Source organism: Solirubrobacter ginsenosidimutans (genome assembly GCF_027587205.1).
Window position 1 is genome coordinate 258,561 of record NZ_JAPDOD010000004.1, and the last position, 16,143, is coordinate 274,703.

Consider the following 16,143-nt stretch of genomic DNA (forward strand, 5'->3'; position numbering starts at 1 on the left):
CTCGCTACCGTTCGCACCGATGGTTCCCGGAACGCTGGCATCCCAACTTTCGGAGGAACGAGAGCGGTTCCGCCTGCTGGTCGACGGCGTCAAGGACTACGCGATCATGATGCTCGACCCCGAGGGCCGCGTCGTCAGCTGGAACACCGGCGCCGAGCGCATCAAGGGCTACCGCGGCGACGAGGTGATCGGCCGTCACATCTCGCTGTTCTACACGCCGGACGCGGTCGAGTCGCGCCATCCCGACAGCGAGCTCACGATCGCCCGCGAGATCGGCCGGTACGAGGAGGAGGGCTGGCGAGTCCGCAAGGACGGCTCGCATTTCTGGGCCAACGTGGTGATCACCGCGCTGCGCGACGAGGCCGGCGTGTTGCGCGGGTTCGCCAAGGTCACGCGCGACATGACCCAGCAGCGCGCCGCCGCCGCGGCCGAGCGCGAGGCCCGCGAGGCGGCCGAGAACGCCAACCGCGCGAAGACCTTGTTCCTGTCGGGCATGAGCCACGAGCTGCGCACCCCCTTGAACGCGATCCTCGGCTTCACGCAACTCCTCGAGTTCGACGGTCTGCGCTCGGACCAGCAGGACGCGATGGACCAGATCCGCCGGGCCGGCGAGCACCTGCTGGCGCTGGTCGACGAGCTGCTGGACGTGGCACGCATCGAAGCCGACCAGATGACGGTCTCGCTCGAACCCGTGGCCGTCGGCGCCGTGATCGTGGAGTCGATCGAGCTCGTCGGGTCCTTGGCGACCGAGCACGCGATCGGCATCGTCACCCCTTCGGCGCCCTGGCCCGACCTCTACGTCGTGGCCGACGCGCAGCGCCTCCGGCAGGCGATCACCAACCTGCTCTCCAACGCGATCAAGTACAACCGGCCCAACGGGCACGCGCGGGTCGAGGCGGGTATGCGCGGCGAGTGCGTGATCATCACCGTCGCCGGCACCGGGCCTGGCATCGACGCTGCCGCGCTGGACCAGCTCTTCAAGCCCTTCGAGCGCCTGGCGGCCACGGGCGGTGCCATCGGGGGAACCGGGCTCGGCCTTGCCCTGTCCAAGCGGCTGGTCGAACTGATGGACGGGACGCTGACCATCGACACCGAGGTCGGGAGCGGGTCGGAGTTCACCATCTCGCTGCCGCTCGCCCAGGGACCCCGCCCCGCCGGCCCCGCGGCGCCGGCCGAGCCCGAACGCGCCGCGCTGCGGGCCACCGTCCTCTACATCGAGGACAACCCCGCGAACCTCCGGCTCGTCGAGCACATCCTCAGCCGGCTGGGTGACATCACCGTGATCTCCGCCCCGCTCGGCCGCGCGGGCATCGAGCTCGCCCGCGCACAGAAGCCCGACCTCGTGCTGCTGGACCTGCACCTGCCGGACATCGGCGGGGACGAGGTGGCGCTGGAACTGCGGGCCGACGAGACGACCGCCGCGATCCCGATCATCGTGCTCAGCGCCGACGCGTACGCGTCCCAGCGCCGGCGCCTCCTGCGCATCGGCGTGGACGAGTACGTGACCAAGCCGTTCAAGGTCGCCGAGATGATCGACACCGTCGAGCGGTTCGTGAAGCGCGCGCCGTAGAGGGACGAGGGCGTTCTCACGCACGCCGATCACCCGGATGCCGCGGTCTGCGAGGGGGTGGGGTCAAAAAACGTCCTGACAGGAAGTTTCTTGACCCCACCCCCATCAACGCGCCAACTCGACCAGTGCGAACCCGATCGAGACCCGCGCGCGGACCCTCAACGCGCACGGTCCACCATGGCGACCGAGAGACGGGCGCGAGGGACACCCTTTCTCTCTCCGTAGCCCGTAACTGTCGGTATCCCGGCGCGGCAATTCGAGGTCAACAGAGCCGAGCCGAGCAGCGGACTCACGGCGAGCCAGCAACGGAGGGCGAGCCACTCCCCCCCACAGGGCGCAGTTGACTTTCAAGCACCTAGCCGACGGCCGGCAGCGCGGCGCCTGCAGCGAGGCCGGTCGAGCGGGCCCGCGACGGGAGGAACGCGACCGCGATCAGCGCGCCGATCAGCGCGACGGCGGCGGCGATCGTGGCGGTCGTCGCCATCGCGTCGACGAACGCCTGATTGGAGGCATCGATCAGCGTCGACGCGGCTGTGGCATCGAGGTGCGAGGCGACCTCGTGGGCGGCTCCGACGGAGTCGCTCGCGGCGTGCGCCTGCTCCGGCGACAGGCCCGCGACGCTGCCGTCCATGGCCGAAGAGAAGCCGCTGCTGAGGAAGCTGCCGAGCACGGCGACGCCGAGCGTGCCGCCGACTTCGCGGACGACGTCGTTCATCGCCGAGCCGACGCCCGCCTTGGCCTTGGGCAGCGCGCCCATGATCGCCTCCGTCGCGGGTGCCATCGCGAGCCCCATGCCGGCGCCCATCCCCAAGAGCGCCAGCGCGACCGACGGGTAGCCGGTGTCGACGCCGAAGCCGGTGTACATCGAGAGGGCCGACGCGACCGTGACGAGGCCGCCCGCCACGACGAGCTTCGTGCCCACCCGCTGCACCAACTTGACCGAGAGCTTGGACGCCGCGACCAGGCCGAACGCGACCGGCAGCACCCGGACGCCCGTCCCGAGCGGGGTGTAGCCGAGCACGGCCTGCATGTAGCTCGTCAGGAAGAACAGCACGCCCATCAGCGAGAAGAAGACGAACGTCACGGACAGGCTCGCGGCGCTGAAGCGCAGGTTGCGGAACACGCGCACGTCGAGCATCGGGTGCGCGGTGTGCCGCTCCCACGCGACGAAGGCCGTGAGGACCGCGATGCCGAGCGCGAACGCGCCGACGATCGCCGGGTCCCCCCAGCCGCGCTCGGGCGCCTCGATCAGGCCCCAGACGATCGCTCCCAGGCCGGTGATCGAGAACGCCACGCCGGCCAGGTCCAGCCGCGGCTTTGCGGGGTCGCGCGAGTCGGGCACCACCAGCGCCACGCCCGCGAGGGCGATCGCGACGATCGGCAGGTTGACCAGGAACATGCTGTTCCAGCTGAAGTGCTCGAGCAGCCAGCCACCGGAGATCGGTCCGGCCGCGATGCCCAGCCCGGACACGGCCGCCCAGGCCGCGATCGCCTTGGCGCGCTCCTGAGCGGGGAAGATGTTGGTCAGGATCGACAGCGTCGTCGGCATGATCCCGGCGGCGCCGAGCCCCATCAGGGCGCGTGAAGCGATCAGCTCGCTCGAGCTGCCCGAGAGCGCGGCGAGGGCAGAGCCGGCGGCGAAGACGAGGAGTCCGGTGACGAGGGCGCGGCGGCGGCCGAAGCGGTCGCCGAGGCTCCCGGCGGTCAGCAGCAGCCCGGCGAAGACGAGCAGGTAGCCGTCGACGATCCACTGCAGCTGGCTGGAGCTCGCACCGAGCTCGTTGCGGATCGTCGGCAGGCCGACGTTGAGGATGGTGTTGCCGACGGTGACCACGAACAAGCTCAGCGCCAGGACGCCGAGCGCCTTCCAGCGCTGGGCGTACGGGGATGTGGCGGGGGGCATGCGGTTCTCCTTGCTCAGTTCAGGGGATCACGACGCTGATCACACGGGTGACCGTCGAGCGCTCCGCCACGAAGAACGGCAAGAGCGCGAGTGCTTCCTGCTCGTCGGCGGCATCGACCGTCCACCAGATCGCGTGGTCGCCGAACGCGCACGACGCGAGCGCCGCCTTGTGGCGGAGCGTGCTGTCGTGCCCGCGGAAGGCGACGAACGCGACCCGGCATTCATGCGGCTCGTGCCGGTGGTGGATCAGGAAGCGGGGCACCGGACGAGCATGCCTGCGGTGGGGCCGCGCAACATCGGCGGCCGACCCTGATCTCCGGTTATGCTCGACCCTGAGCTTGGACAGGATGCCCCGGGTCGCCGACAACCCCCTCGTCGGTCGTGCCGCCGAACTCGACGTCATCGACCGTTCGCTCGGCACGTTCGGTCGCGGGCGGATCGCTCCGCTCGTCCTCGAAGGCGAGCCTGGCATCGGCAAGACGCGCCTGCTCGCGGCGCTGGTCGAGCGCGCCGACGCCCGCCGGTGCATCGTCCTCACCGGGTGCGCGTCCGAACTGGAGCGCGATCTGCCGTTCTGGGTCTTCGTCGACGCGCTCGACGCGTATGTCGCGGGTCTGGATCCGCGGGTGATCGCCTCGTTGCCCACGGATGTCCGGAGCGAGCTCGCCCACGTGCTGCCGTCCCTGTCGGAGACGGTGATCGCCGCCGCGCCGGGCCTCCAGGACGACCGCTATCGCGTGCACCGCGCGATGCGCGAGCTGCTCGAGCGCCTGGCGGCGCGACAGCCGCTCGTGCTCGTCCTCGACGACGTCCACTGGGCCGATGCCGCCTCGGTGGACCTGCTCGCCGCGCTGCTGCGCAGCCCGCCCGACGCCCCGGTGTTCCTCGTCATGGCGGCCCGCCCCCGGCAGCTCGACGAGCGCCTCGCGGCCGCGCTCGAACGCACCGCCCGCCAAGACGAGCTCGTGCGGATCTCGCTCGGCGGCCTGTCGCGCGAGGCGGCCGGCGAGCTGCTCGGAACGGCCAACGGGGTCGAGCAGCTCTACGACGAGACCGGCGGCAACCCGTTCTACCTGCAGCAGCTCGCGCGCTCTCAGGGGGCGAGCGGGGGCGCCGCGCGGCAGCCGGGCCTCGAAGCGATCGGCGTGCCGGCGGCGGTGATCGCGTCGCTGGCGGAGGAGTTCGGCGTCTTGTCGCCTGAGACCCAGCGGGTGCTGCGCGGGGCAGCCGTCTCCGGCGACCCGTTCGAGTTGGACCTCGCGTGCGCGGCGGCCGGGATCGACGCGGACGCGGCGTTGGAGGCGTTCGACGAGCTGTTGGCGCTGGGGTTGGTGCGAGCGACCGAGATCCCGCGGCGGTTCCGCTTCCGCCACCCGCTCGTGCGCCGCGCGATCTACGAGAGCGCGCCCGGCGGCTGGCGGTTGGGTGCGCACGAGCGCGCGGCGGGCGCCCTCGCCGAGCGCGGCGCGCCGGCGACCGCGCGTGCGCATCACGTCGAGTTCGCCGCGCGTCACGGAGACCTCGCCGCCGTCGCCGTGCTCACGGAAGCCGGAACGGCGGCGCTGCTTCGCGCTCCCGCCAGCGCGTCCCGCTGGTTCGGCGCGGCGCTGCGACTGCTGCCGGAGGGCATCGCGCTCGACCAGCGCGTCTCGCTGTTGCTGCTGCGCGCCCGTGCGCTCGCCGCCCAAGGTCGCCTCGCCGAGAGCCATGCCGATCTGTTGGAGAGCATCGCGCTCGCGCCCGCGGATGCGGTGGGTCTGCGGGTGCAGCTCGCGACGACCTGCGCCGGCGTCGAGCGCCTGCTCGGACGGCACGAGGAGGCGCACGCGCGGCTGCTCGCCTGCCTCGACGACCTGCCCGACCAGGCGGCCGCCGACGCGATCTCGCTCATGATCGAGCTCGCGATCGACGCGCTGTTCGGTGCGCAGCCGGAGTCGATGCTCGCGTGGGCGCGGAAGGCGCTGGAGTTGGCGCGCTCGCTCGGGGAGCGCCCGTTGACCGCGGCGGCCTCGGCGATCCTGACCCTCGGGCACGCCGTCTCGGGCGCCGTCGCCGAGGCCGAGACGACGTTCGTCGAGACGACGCGACTCGTGGCCGCGATGCCCGACGGCGAGCTCAGCGCACGCGCCGAAGCCGTCGCGTACCTGTGCTCGGCCGCGACGTACATCGATCGCTACGACGAGGCGTGCTCGCTCGGCGAGCGGGCGCTGCGGCTCGGCCGTGCCGCCGGCCACCTGCACCCGTCGCTGCTGCCGGCGCTGGGTGCCGCGCACCTCATGCGCGGCCGGCTCGACGAGGCGGCGGCGGTCCTCGACGGCGGCGTCGAGGCGGCCCGGCTGGCCGGGATCACCCAGAGCATGGCCTGGATGCTGCGCAACCGCTCCTGGCTCTCGCTGGCGATCGGCGACACGCCCGCCGCGCTCGCCCTGGCCGAGGAGGCGTTCGGGCACACGCAGCAACTCGACGAGAGCGTCCTGTCGGCCTGGGCCGCCATGGTCCTCGCGCAGGCGTCGGTGGCGGCCGGTGGCCATCAACGCGCCATCGACGTGCTCGCCGGCGGCGACGTGCTCGGATCGATTCCCGGCGTCTGGCGACTCCTCGGCCTCGAAGCCCTGGTTACCGCATACCTCCGCGTCGACCGGCGCGACGAGGCGGCGCGGGTGGGTCTGGCCGCGGAGGAGCACGCGGTGTCGCTCGGGCTGCCGATGGGCGTTGCCTGGGCCCAGCGCGCGCAGGCCGCGGTGGCGCTCGACGCCGGTGACAGCGCGGGCGCGGCGTCTCGCGCGGCGGCGTCGATCGCCGCCGCCGAACAAGCGGGCGCGGTGCTCGAGGCCGCGCTCTCCCGCATGCTCGCGGCACGTGCGCTGGCGGCGAGCGGTGACCCGGATGGGGCGACGGCCGCACTCCAAGCCGCCGCCGCCACGTTCGACGCCTGCGGCGCACGCCCCCACCGCGACGCGGCGGAGCAGGAGCTGCGCAAGCTCGGCCACGTCATCCACCGCCGCAGCCGCCCCGGTTCCGCCGACGGCAACGGCCTCGCGTCGCTCACGGGCCGAGAGCGCCAGGTCGCGGCCCTCGTCGTCGACCGCCGCACCAACCAGGAGATCGCCAACGAGCTGTTCCTCAGCCTCAAGACGGTGGAGACGCACCTGCGCAACATCTTCCGCAAGCTCGACGTCTCCTCCCGTGTCGAACTCGCCCGGGCGGTCGAGCGCGCCGACTCAGCCTGATTCCGTCGCATCACCCCGTGGGCATGCCGTTCATCGCCGAGCGGAGCGTGGCGCGCACAGTGCCCGGCCGCTGCTCGATCTCGACATCCGTGAACCGCAGCACGACGTAGCCCGCATCACGCAGGTCCCGGTCGCGACTGCGATCCCTGCGGCGCGCGCGAGGCCGCTCGTGCCCAGGCCCGTCGACCTCGACGACGAGCCTGAACTCGGGCCAAAAGGCGTCGACTTCGTGGCCGAGCACTTTGACGTTGGCGATCGGTTTCGGCACCCGGTCGCCGAGCAGTGCGTGGAACTCGTCCTCCTTGTCACTCTTGGTCCCGGCGCTGCCTTTGAGGTGGGCGTCGATCGCTTCCTCGAGGACGGCGATGCCATGTCGGCCGAGCAGGCGCTCGGCGGTCGCCCGCACGGCATCGAGATCGAGCAGGTTCCAGTGCTCGGCCTCGTACATCACGTTCGTGAGCTGGCTGACGGTCAGGACCTCCGCGAGATCGACGATCGTCCGCGCAACCGTCGTCACCGGGATGCCATTGCGGATCGTGACATCGCGCGGGTCCAGGTGGTTGCAGCGATACACGCGGACGCCCTCGATCCGGACTCTGCGCGGCGCCACCACGGTGATCGACCCCCTCGCACCTCGAAGCCGCCAGAACTCCGCGGCCGCAAGATGGCTCAGCGCCGCGCCCTTCCCGGCAGCGAACACCGCCGCCAGCCAGCGCGCCTCTCGCGAGAGCGCCACGTGTCCGACCGCGTCGACCCCTCGATGGACGCGGTGCAGCAGCCCGCGCGCCCGCCGCCGGCTCGCCGCGGCCGCGCTCACGCCGATCGCGCGAAGGTCCTGTATCCGGACGAGCCCGTGCTGGCGGGCGGCGATATCGGCGATTCGCTTGTCGGGTGAGGACCCTCGGTTGCGCGTGGCGTGATCTTTTGACCCCACCCGTCAAGCCTGCGACCCGCGCCTGAACGGAACAAGACGCGACTGTGCCGAAACTGTGCCAATTCAGTCACGGCTTTGCGCACCGTCAGTCGAAGATGTCGATCCACTCGAGCACGCGCACGGTGTCGCCGAGGTGCACGGGCACGCTCCGTGTGCGCCGGCGCTCGCTCGGGCGGTGCTGCAGCGCGGCCCGCACGTCGTGCTCGATGGCGACCAGCACCGACGGTTCCGGAACCTTCGAGACGCGAATGGCGATCCCCGTCGAGACCAGGTGGACCGCCGTGTCGAAGCGCACCTGCCCGCTCGGCCCGCGAACCTCGACGGCTAACCCGCGCGCACCGAGTAGGCGAGCAACCTCGGCGGCAAAGTCCCGATCGCCGCCCGCCGTGTTGTCCACGACGATCTATATGTCGGTGGCAGCGTCGATAGGGCCCAGGCTACCCCGCCGCAATGAGGACGCCGATGCGCGACACTTTGACGATGGCCATGGCGATGATCGACCTGCAGCGTCGGCGCCCGGGCCCGCGCGCGGACGAGTTGCTCGAGCGGCTCCAGAGCTCGCTGGCGATCGAGCCCCCGGTGCCCTGGAACGAAACCGGCCACGCCCGCATCCCGCTCGGTCGCGAACGCGACGACGCGCGCGAACATCTCGCGGAGCTCCTGAACGCGCTCGGCGACGACTGGAGCGACCACATCGCCATCCTGTAGGTCCGACGCGGGATGGCTCAGGACGGGCAAGCCGCAACGCTCGAGAAGTTGTTTCGCCGTCGGGGCATGAGCTCACCGACGTAGGCGAACTCACCCACGAGCGGGCCGCGTACCGGGAGGACCGGCGCCGGGGCGGACGGCCTGCGGTTTCGGCCGCCGCCCGCGAACAGGTCGACATCGGCACGACCGGCTGCGGCCAGTCGAACACGACCGGCGCGACCGGAAGCCAGGCGTCGTCACGGGCGTCTGCCCGAGCGCCGCCTCGCCCGCCATCTGATCGTTCGAGACGTCGAAGCACTCACGATGCGTGTACAAAGCGGCTGCTGTGCCGATCTGCTGGGGCCCGAGGAGTGTGCAGCCGCCCCTTCTCAGCAGCAATTGGCGCAGCGTCTCGAGGCTGCGCCACGGAGCGCGTCGCGGGTTCGCAGCGCCGCGTACACCACCTCATGGTCAGTGGGCGTAGGCATCGTCCCTCGCTGATCAGTGCGTCGACGGCGCCGGTTCATTCGACGCGTTGACATTCCAGATCTTTCCCACGCCCCAGCTTCTTAGGGAGCTGAGGGCCCTGTTCACAACGATGATGACCCCGTCGTTCTGTCCCATCGGGAACTTCGCCGTGCCCACGTCCGACTTCAAGAACCACTGCATGAGCACGCTCTGGATCGCTGCGCCGAGCGTGTTTGCGAGTGACGACTTGAGATTCTTTGCCGAGTCGACATCGAGCACGGTCGCACGAGCCGCCGAGCTCATCATGATGTAGGGGATGATCCTGGCCTGCTGTGAACCGAAGGTCGCAAAGCTGAACTTCAGTGCGCCAGTGAGAGCGTCGCGCGAGAACGGTTGATAGAGGCTGCACACTCCGGTGACGTATCGGCTCGAAAAGGCGCCGAGGACATAGTCGACCGGAATGCTCTCGACGTTATAGGCCGAAAGGTTGGTTCCGTGCTGGGAATACTGGTTGAGCACATTGAAGCCGGACGAAGTGAGACCTGACATCACAGCCTGTCTCGTGAACAGGGTGGCCACCGTCGGACCCCCGAGCACGGCGCCTGCGACTGAATTGATGGCCGCGTTCTGTCCCGTCCGCTGCATGTCCTTCAGGAACGCGTCGTCGGTCGCACGGGGGCCAGACGGGCGGGCCTGCCACTGCGGGCCGTCCAACGCTACGTGCCGCGCTCGCTGCGCGTCGGTGATCTCGCCGATCAGCGGAGGCAGCAACGGCAGCTTGAGGTCGTAACACATGGTCTGGCCGTAGGGGTCAGGCGCGTCGGATGGCGCGCTCGGCGCTGGTGCCGAGGCACCGTTCCCGCCCTGTGCACCGCCGGCGCCCCCTGCCCCGCCGGCGGCCCCTGCCCCGCCGGCGCCGCCTGCCCCGGTGGCGCCCCCTCCCCCGCCGGCGCCCCCCGTCCCGGCGGCGCCCCCTGCCCCGCTGCTGCCCTCTGCCCCGCCTGCCCCGTTGGCTGACGAGGTGCCGTTCAGGATGTTCCCCGACTCATTCGACTGGCAGCCTGAAGTGTCGGCGTTCGAGATCGGGTTGTTGCGGAACGCCACGTAGCGATTCGGGCCCTCTACAGGGCCGGCCGGGTCGAGAGCGGTCCAGCGGGCCAAGGGCGCCGCGTAGTACCGGGCGCCGTGACACGAAAGGCCGGATTCTTCATCGCGCTCGACGCCTTGGAAGCGGTAGCGTTTATGCGCGAAACCGCCGAAGCTCGTCTCACCGAAGGGGAAGTATTCCTCTCGGCTCACCCACGTCGCGGCTTCGTCCACCGTGACCGCCGAGCTGCCCAGGTGATCGCCCAACTCATAGCGCAGCGGCGGGCCGAAATCGCGGCGGTGACGGTCACCGGTTCTGATCACGGCTGCACGTGATGCTCCAACGTGCACGTGCAGCACATCGCTCACTCCACCGCCGCCGGCGCTCCAGCTGTGTTGTTCGGAAAGCTCGCCGTGGTAGATCGTGTCTTCATCGTCGGCCGCGCCGCGGCGAATCCACTTCTTCACGCGCATTCCGTCCGCGCCATAGAGGTAGCGAGCACGCATCGACGTGCCCGCACCGGCCTGCACAGTGAAGCCCACCATGCGCCCGGTGTAATCCCAGCGCAGTGTCTGGGTCCCGCCCTCGGTGTGCAGGTTGCCCGCGGCGTCGTAGTCGAGCTTGAGCAGAGCGCTGCCGGGATTGCGAACACTCGTCAACCGATTGTTGGGGGCATTCGCGGAATCGCCCACCGCCTCCCCACCCACGCCGAACAGCCGGTGCCAGCCCGCTCCGCTCGCAGGACGGTAGTGGAGGTCGAGGAGATTGTTCGTTTCGTCGTACCGGTAGGACTCGACGTAGCCCGCGGTGAGGTCAGGCGCGTTGTGCTGGTCGGGCACAACCGGTCGCCGGGCATAGGAGGCGCCGATGGCGCCGCAGCGTGGGGCGTCCCGCAGCGAACGCTGGCCGCCGATGTCGGCGCAAGCGCGTCCGGTCGCCGATGTCAGGCGGTAGAACGGGTCGTAGCCAAATCTGCGTACGAGCCGGTCTCGACCAGCCGGCGTTCCCGCGATGCCACTCGCGGGAGTGCGATCGTCGATCCGGACGACGTTGCCGACGAGGTCATGGCTGTACGTCAGATCCTGCAGGAGGACGCCCGCGGAGGACCAGGTCTGGCCTGACCGCGTCATTCGCTCTGTGCGCATCCGGGTGAGCCGGAACCTGTCGGGATCATAGGCGTACCGCGTCACGAGCCCGTTCGCGCGTTCGAGGAACACGCGCTCGCCACGTGCGTTGTACGCGATGTACTTCACGATCGGCACACCGTCGACCGACACCGACTCGAGTTGACCTGATCGCCCGTAGCGAGGCACGATGGTCTGACCGCCTGGAACTCGAAGTTGGAGGGGACGACCGAGCAGGTCGAAGCTGCACGTGGACTTAGAGCCGCCGGGCTCCAAGGCGGAGTCCGCCCCGGGTGCGCTCCAGTTGGGCTCCCACCCCGCGGCGAGCGCGGCGTTCGACACGACCGTGCGCGTGTGTGAAAGGGCTCTTCCGACCTCGTCGTACTGATTGATCACGACGCGCCCGGCCTCATCGTCATGCACGCGGACGCGGCCCAGCGCCTGGGCCGCGATCGCGGCGTTACGGCCCGCGCCCGGAGGCAGTGCATCGCCATAGGTGATGCGTTCGCGGACGGTCAACCGTGCCGTTGCGTCCTCGCGTGCCAGCAGACGGGCCGGACGATTGAGCACATCGAAGACCCGCAGCACCAGTGCGCCACGGGCATCGCTGGCGAGCACGCTGTTACTGGCGGCGTCCATGACCGATATGTGTGACCCGCCATCCAGAGTCGTGACCCGCATGAGCCGATCTGCGAGGTCGTAGGTGTGCTGGAACGCGGTCCGCCCGCGCTCGTCGATGATCGCGAGCGCGTTCCCACGGATGTCGTACGACGTCCGGGTGAGAAGGTCCGACTGCGGCCCGTCTCCTCCGCGTGCGAGCGCTGCGACCGTCCGGCCGAGAGCGTCGGCGATCGTCGTGGCGGGGGTGAGGTGGTGTCGCGTCGGCGCACGGTCGGCGAGTGACACACCCGCCGGAGCGTTCGAGAGCGAGGCCAGGTCGTTCTCGTCGTATGCCGTCGCCACCCACGGGGTCGGCTCAACGACACCAGGCGCGCCGAGATCCGGCGGCAGGCCGGCGACGAGGAGCCGCTGCGAGCCGTCCGGGTTGACGGTGCGGGTGGGCCTGCCCAAGGGATCGTAGAAATGGGCGACACGCCTGCCCCGCCGCGCGTCGACTTCGGGCTGGTAGTCCGCGCCGGGGGCGAAGAACGGCTCATAGGACTCGATGACGCGCCCGTGGTTGTCGAGCGCCTCCCAGCCGCTCACGGCCCAGCGGTCGGCGACCTGGCCGGCGGTGGCGGGGCCGGCCGCGCCGGCGCCCCGAAGTCCGCTGTCGGCCCCGTCGACGCCGAACGTGAGCGGATCTGCCTGAACACGCGATTGCAGCGCTCTGCCGAAGCCGTCCGAGTATTGGTAGGACTCGCGAATGGCGTCTGAGGCGCCATCACTCGCTCGCCGTATCCGCTGCTGCGTCCGGAGCGAGATGGGCTGACCGCGTTCGGCAAAGGCCTTCAGGTCGTACCGGTAGAGCGTCGAGGGCCGCTCCGGGGTGTCCCCCGCCCCGTCACGGCCGACGACGACGACGGCCTCGACCACACCTGTCGCGTCGTACCGGACCGTGGTCGTCGTGCCGTTCGCGTCAGTGACACGACTGGGCCGCCCCGCGCGGTAGTTGTATGTCGCGGAGACCTCGAGGCCCGCGGCGTCGCGGAGTCGCGTGGGAAGCAGCCAATACGCGTCCGGCGTCATTTCACTCTCGTGTCCGAGCTGGTCACGAAACGCGATCACGAGGCCTCGTCCGGGCAGCGGGCTCGCGGCGGTCGAGCGTTGGACGTCGTGCGCCTGGACGAGCGTGTCGGCGTACCAACCCGCCGCGTAGACGGGTCCCGCGCTCCGCCATACGTATCCGAGTGAGCCAAGCCCTCCGGCGGGGGCGCCGTTGGGCGGCGGAGCGGCGCCGCCGAGGGCCTGTGGATGCAGGCTCCCGTACGCGCCGCGGAGCATCGGGTCGGTGAAGACCAGCCGCTCGCTGCGGGTCAACAGGCCTCGGGCGCCGAGCTGACGAGGTGACAGGCCGGCGAACGCGTTGCCGTCGTAGTGGTGGACCACATGCCCGATGCGGTTGACGTCGGCGGGTCTCAACGCGTCGAACGTCGTAGCGACCTCGCGCGCGGTACGCGTCTGGTCGATCAGCACCATCTGGACGTCGTCCGCCGCCGTTTCCATGACGGTGGGAGCCGCGACCAGCTCGTACGTGGATACGTCGGCGACGCGGTCGTGAATCCCCACGCCGGCGGGCGGAGTCGCGTAGACGGTGCGCGTGTGCGTCGCCAGGGCCTCGACAGGGTCCGGATCGATATCGCCGACGGCAGCCGCCGTCACCGGCCGCCGGCATGCCGACCTCCGCGGCGCGGCGACCTGCGTGAAGCGTCTGGGCTGGCCCCACGGGTCGTGCTCCCCGGTGAACGTGAAGCGGGTCAACGGGTCGTTCCCGCGTTCCCACCGGGTGACGCGCTGTGCCTCCTCCGCCGCAAAGAACACCCGATGTGATCGCGCCTCCGGCAAGGACGGCTCCTCGCGCACGCGGTACGCGTGTTCGGTGACGGTGTAGGGCTTGCTCTCCCGTACTGACCCGTCGACCGCGAAGACTTCCGTCCGCAGAACCCGGCCTCTCAGCGCTCGCAGCGCGCCCTTGCGCGCCGCATGGTCGATCCCACCGGAAGCATCGCGCAGCCCGCGGAGAAAGGCCTTCATGCCGTCGGCGTGGTGCAGGAGCGGCGGATCGCCTCGCCAGAACTCCGCTGACAGGTCGAGTTCCGCCTCCTGACCTCCTGCCTCGGAGTCGTGGGCGCCGACGTGGAACCACGTTTTCGTACGCCTTGGCGGGGAGAAGGCTTGGCGCGCCACCGGCGTAAACGGCAGCGATCCATGCAACCCCTCGCCGTGATAGGCATCGAACGTCTCGGTGTCGATCTGCTCTACGTAGGCAAACCCGCGAAACTCCCGATCGTCCCCGTCCCAGTATCCGTGCCGATAACGGAACGACGTCGTCAACTTCCCACCCGAGAGCCTGTCGATCGCCTCGACCTGCTCGACGACCTTGACCGGGAACGGCAGCACGGTCCGCCAGTGCGTCGCCGGTCGGGCGGCGTCCGCCGCGGCAAAGGTCGTCGAGGAGCGGTACGCGATCCGGGTCACGGCTCCGAGCTGATTGTCCACCTCGGTCAGCATCCGGGCGTCCGCACTCCCGCTGAGGTCGAGAAAGTACATCGCCTCGCGTGAGGGCCCTCCGCGGGCACCGTCGCGGCTGAACAGCACGCCGCTGGTCCCGATGCCGAGAACGTCCGCGAGGCGTATGTCCCAATCACCGCCGGGGACGCCGCGAACGGTCACCGGCTCGCTCCACGAGTTCCCGCCGCGGTTGAACCACACGACGACTTCGCCGCCTGCCGCATACACGAGGTCCGCGAGTCCATCGCCGTCGACGTCACCGAGCAGGACGCGCGCGGGATCGTGATCGAAAGGCAGCCGGGGGGCGGCGCGCATGCGTATCCGAGCGCCCCACGAGCCATGTCCGAGATTCGGCCAATAGCTCAGCGAGCTGCGCTCGATCGAGACGACGTCACGGAGCCCGTCTCCGGACATGTCGGCCCAGCGCACGCGCGGGTCCGCAGCGAAGAGCGGCGGTGGCCCGCCTCCGGTTGGATCGGACGCGAAGCGTGCCGCGAACGACCCGCTCCATCCGACGTCTGGCCGGCTGAATAGGCACCGAGGTCGATCGCCCACCACGACCGCATCGGTCACACCGTCGCCGGTCAAGTCGACAAGCCTCATGGCCGGATGCTTGAGTCCCGTGCTCGGGATCGAGCGATAGCGCTGGAACGGCCCCCACGAAGGCCCGAACCTCAGCGGGAAGAAGCCCGCGAGCGCCTCCGACGTGACCACCAGCTCGGCGCGGCCGTCCCCGTCGGCGTCGAGCAACTGCACATCCGGGTCGTCAAGGCTGATCCCGGCAGGGGTCCGCGCCATCGCACGGGGCCGGTCGAACACGCCGCCACCGAGATTCTGCCAGTAGCGCGCGATCCCGTTGAGCTCGAGGATGTCCGGCAGACCGTTGCCGGTCAAGTCGACCAACTCGCACTCGGGGCGCGCGAGCGAGAGTCCTGGAAGGTCGGCCCCGCCGATCGGCTCGAAGCGACGATCGGTCGGATCGAGCCGACCGTACCCGAGGCGTACGGCCGGCAGGTCGCGGTGCGGTGCGCCGTCGTCGTCGAATCCGATCGCGGCAACGCTCGACAGCATCGAGACGCCCGTGTACTCGTCCTGTGTGTAGGCGAACTCGTACTTCCTGACGAGTTGCGCGACACCGGGATGCACGGTCGTCGTCAACGACCGGTAGCGCCGGGATGTGCGGATCTCGAAGCCGGACGTGTAGGCGGAGAACTGGTCGGGTCTGTCCTCGGACTCGAGGGCGACGCTCACGAGAAACGCGATCGACCCATCGGGCGCGTCGTAGTCGGCGTAGCGAATCCCGCGCAGTAGTGGGCGTCGCCATTCGTGTCCCGCGGATGCGCCCTCGTCCGCGTCGTACTCGTACTCGACGACATTGCCATGCGGATCCGACGTCCATGTCAGGGCCCACGCGAAGATGTGACGTGGCTGCCTCGGGTCCGCGGTGGCGGCCGGGTCCCGCCAGGAAGACGGCGCGCCGGCCGGACGCGGCGTGCCGTAGCGGGCGATGGTCCCGTCCTTGGCCTCCACCTGCCAGTAGTCATGCGCGCCGGAGACGGTGTCGTCGCGGCCGTGCCGCACGATCGAGGCGAAGAGGCCTTCCGTCCGAGGGCGGTAGCGCGTGCCGTCGCCGACCATCTCCACCGCGACGAGATCCTCAGCCCCGGAGAGCAGAAACGAATCCTCGCCGTGGTAGCGCGGCACGCCGTGAGACGTCTTGCGCGAGATCCCGGGTACGGCCATGTTCCAGCCGAGCCCGAACGCGCCGTTGCCGCTGCCCGAGCTATAGAGGAGATCGAGTCCGGGCTGCATTCCGCATCGTCCCCCCGGGAGGCTGATCGGAATGGTGAGGTTGCCCGTTCCCGTCTGGAGATTGGGCGTGAATGTCTCCCCCAACCCACGGGCCCCGCCGCCGCTCGACGGGACCGAGATGGTCTGACCAGGTGCGCTGTTCGCGTCGCCCATGGGC

8 protein-coding genes are annotated in these 16,143 nt (G+C 70.3%); 3 read left to right on the top strand and 5 right to left on the bottom strand.

Going from position 1 to position 16,143, the window contains the following annotated elements; all coding sequences use genetic code 11:
• Window positions 1-19: 19 nt before the first annotated feature.
• Window positions 20-1,570, top strand: coding sequence for a PAS domain-containing hybrid sensor histidine kinase/response regulator (locus tag OM076_RS07740; RefSeq protein ID WP_270038924.1), 1,551 nt, complete (start codon window positions 20-22; stop codon window positions 1,568-1,570).
• A 355-nt stretch (window positions 1,571-1,925) separates the two neighbouring features.
• Here the strand turns inward: OM076_RS07740 and OM076_RS07745 are convergent, their stop codons facing one another.
• Both OM076_RS07745 and OM076_RS07750 read right to left on the bottom strand, forming a co-directional pair.
• Window positions 1,926-3,473: a DHA2 family efflux MFS transporter permease subunit gene (locus tag OM076_RS07745; RefSeq protein WP_270038925.1), complete on the bottom strand. Its 1,548-nt coding sequence runs from the start codon at window positions 3,471-3,473 to the stop codon at window positions 1,926-1,928.
• A 19-nt stretch (window positions 3,474-3,492) separates the two neighbouring features.
• Complete coding sequence (locus tag OM076_RS07750; RefSeq protein ID WP_270038926.1) at window positions 3,493-3,735, bottom strand: hypothetical protein; 243 nt, start codon at window positions 3,733-3,735, stop codon at window positions 3,493-3,495.
• Window positions 3,736-3,820: 85 nt separating this feature from the next.
• Between OM076_RS07750 and OM076_RS07755 the strand changes: the two genes are divergently transcribed.
• Complete coding sequence (locus OM076_RS07755) at window positions 3,821-6,703, top strand: helix-turn-helix transcriptional regulator (protein WP_270038927.1); 2,883 nt, start codon at window positions 3,821-3,823, stop codon at window positions 6,701-6,703.
• A 10-nt stretch (window positions 6,704-6,713) separates the two neighbouring features.
• On the opposite strand, the gene OM076_RS45945 is transcribed toward OM076_RS07755, so the two are convergent.
• Together OM076_RS45945 and OM076_RS07765 are read right to left on the bottom strand one after the other, a co-directional pair.
• Window positions 6,714-7,637, bottom strand: coding sequence for a type IV toxin-antitoxin system AbiEi family antitoxin domain-containing protein (locus OM076_RS45945; RefSeq protein WP_270038928.1), 924 nt, complete (start codon window positions 7,635-7,637; stop codon window positions 6,714-6,716).
• An 85-nt stretch (window positions 7,638-7,722) separates the two neighbouring features.
• Window positions 7,723-7,932 carry a hypothetical protein gene (locus tag OM076_RS07765; protein ID WP_270038929.1) on the bottom strand — a complete coding sequence of 70 codons (210 nt, stop codon included), beginning with the start codon at window positions 7,930-7,932 and terminating at the stop codon, window positions 7,723-7,725.
• Between the two features lie 167 nt (window positions 7,933-8,099).
• On the opposite strand from OM076_RS07765, the gene OM076_RS07770 reads away from it, so the two are divergent.
• The gene (locus OM076_RS07770) at window positions 8,100-8,345 is read left to right on the top strand and encodes a hypothetical protein (protein ID WP_270038930.1); all 246 of its coding nucleotides are present in this window, start codon (window positions 8,100-8,102) and stop codon (window positions 8,343-8,345) included.
• Window positions 8,346-8,825: 480 nt separating this feature from the next.
• Here the strand turns inward: OM076_RS07770 and OM076_RS07775 are convergent, their stop codons facing one another.
• A complete protein-coding gene (locus tag OM076_RS07775) occupies window positions 8,826-16,139 on the bottom strand; it encodes a SpvB/TcaC N-terminal domain-containing protein (protein WP_270038931.1) in 7,314 nt (2,437 codons plus the stop codon).
• Window positions 16,140-16,143 lie beyond the last annotated feature (4 nt).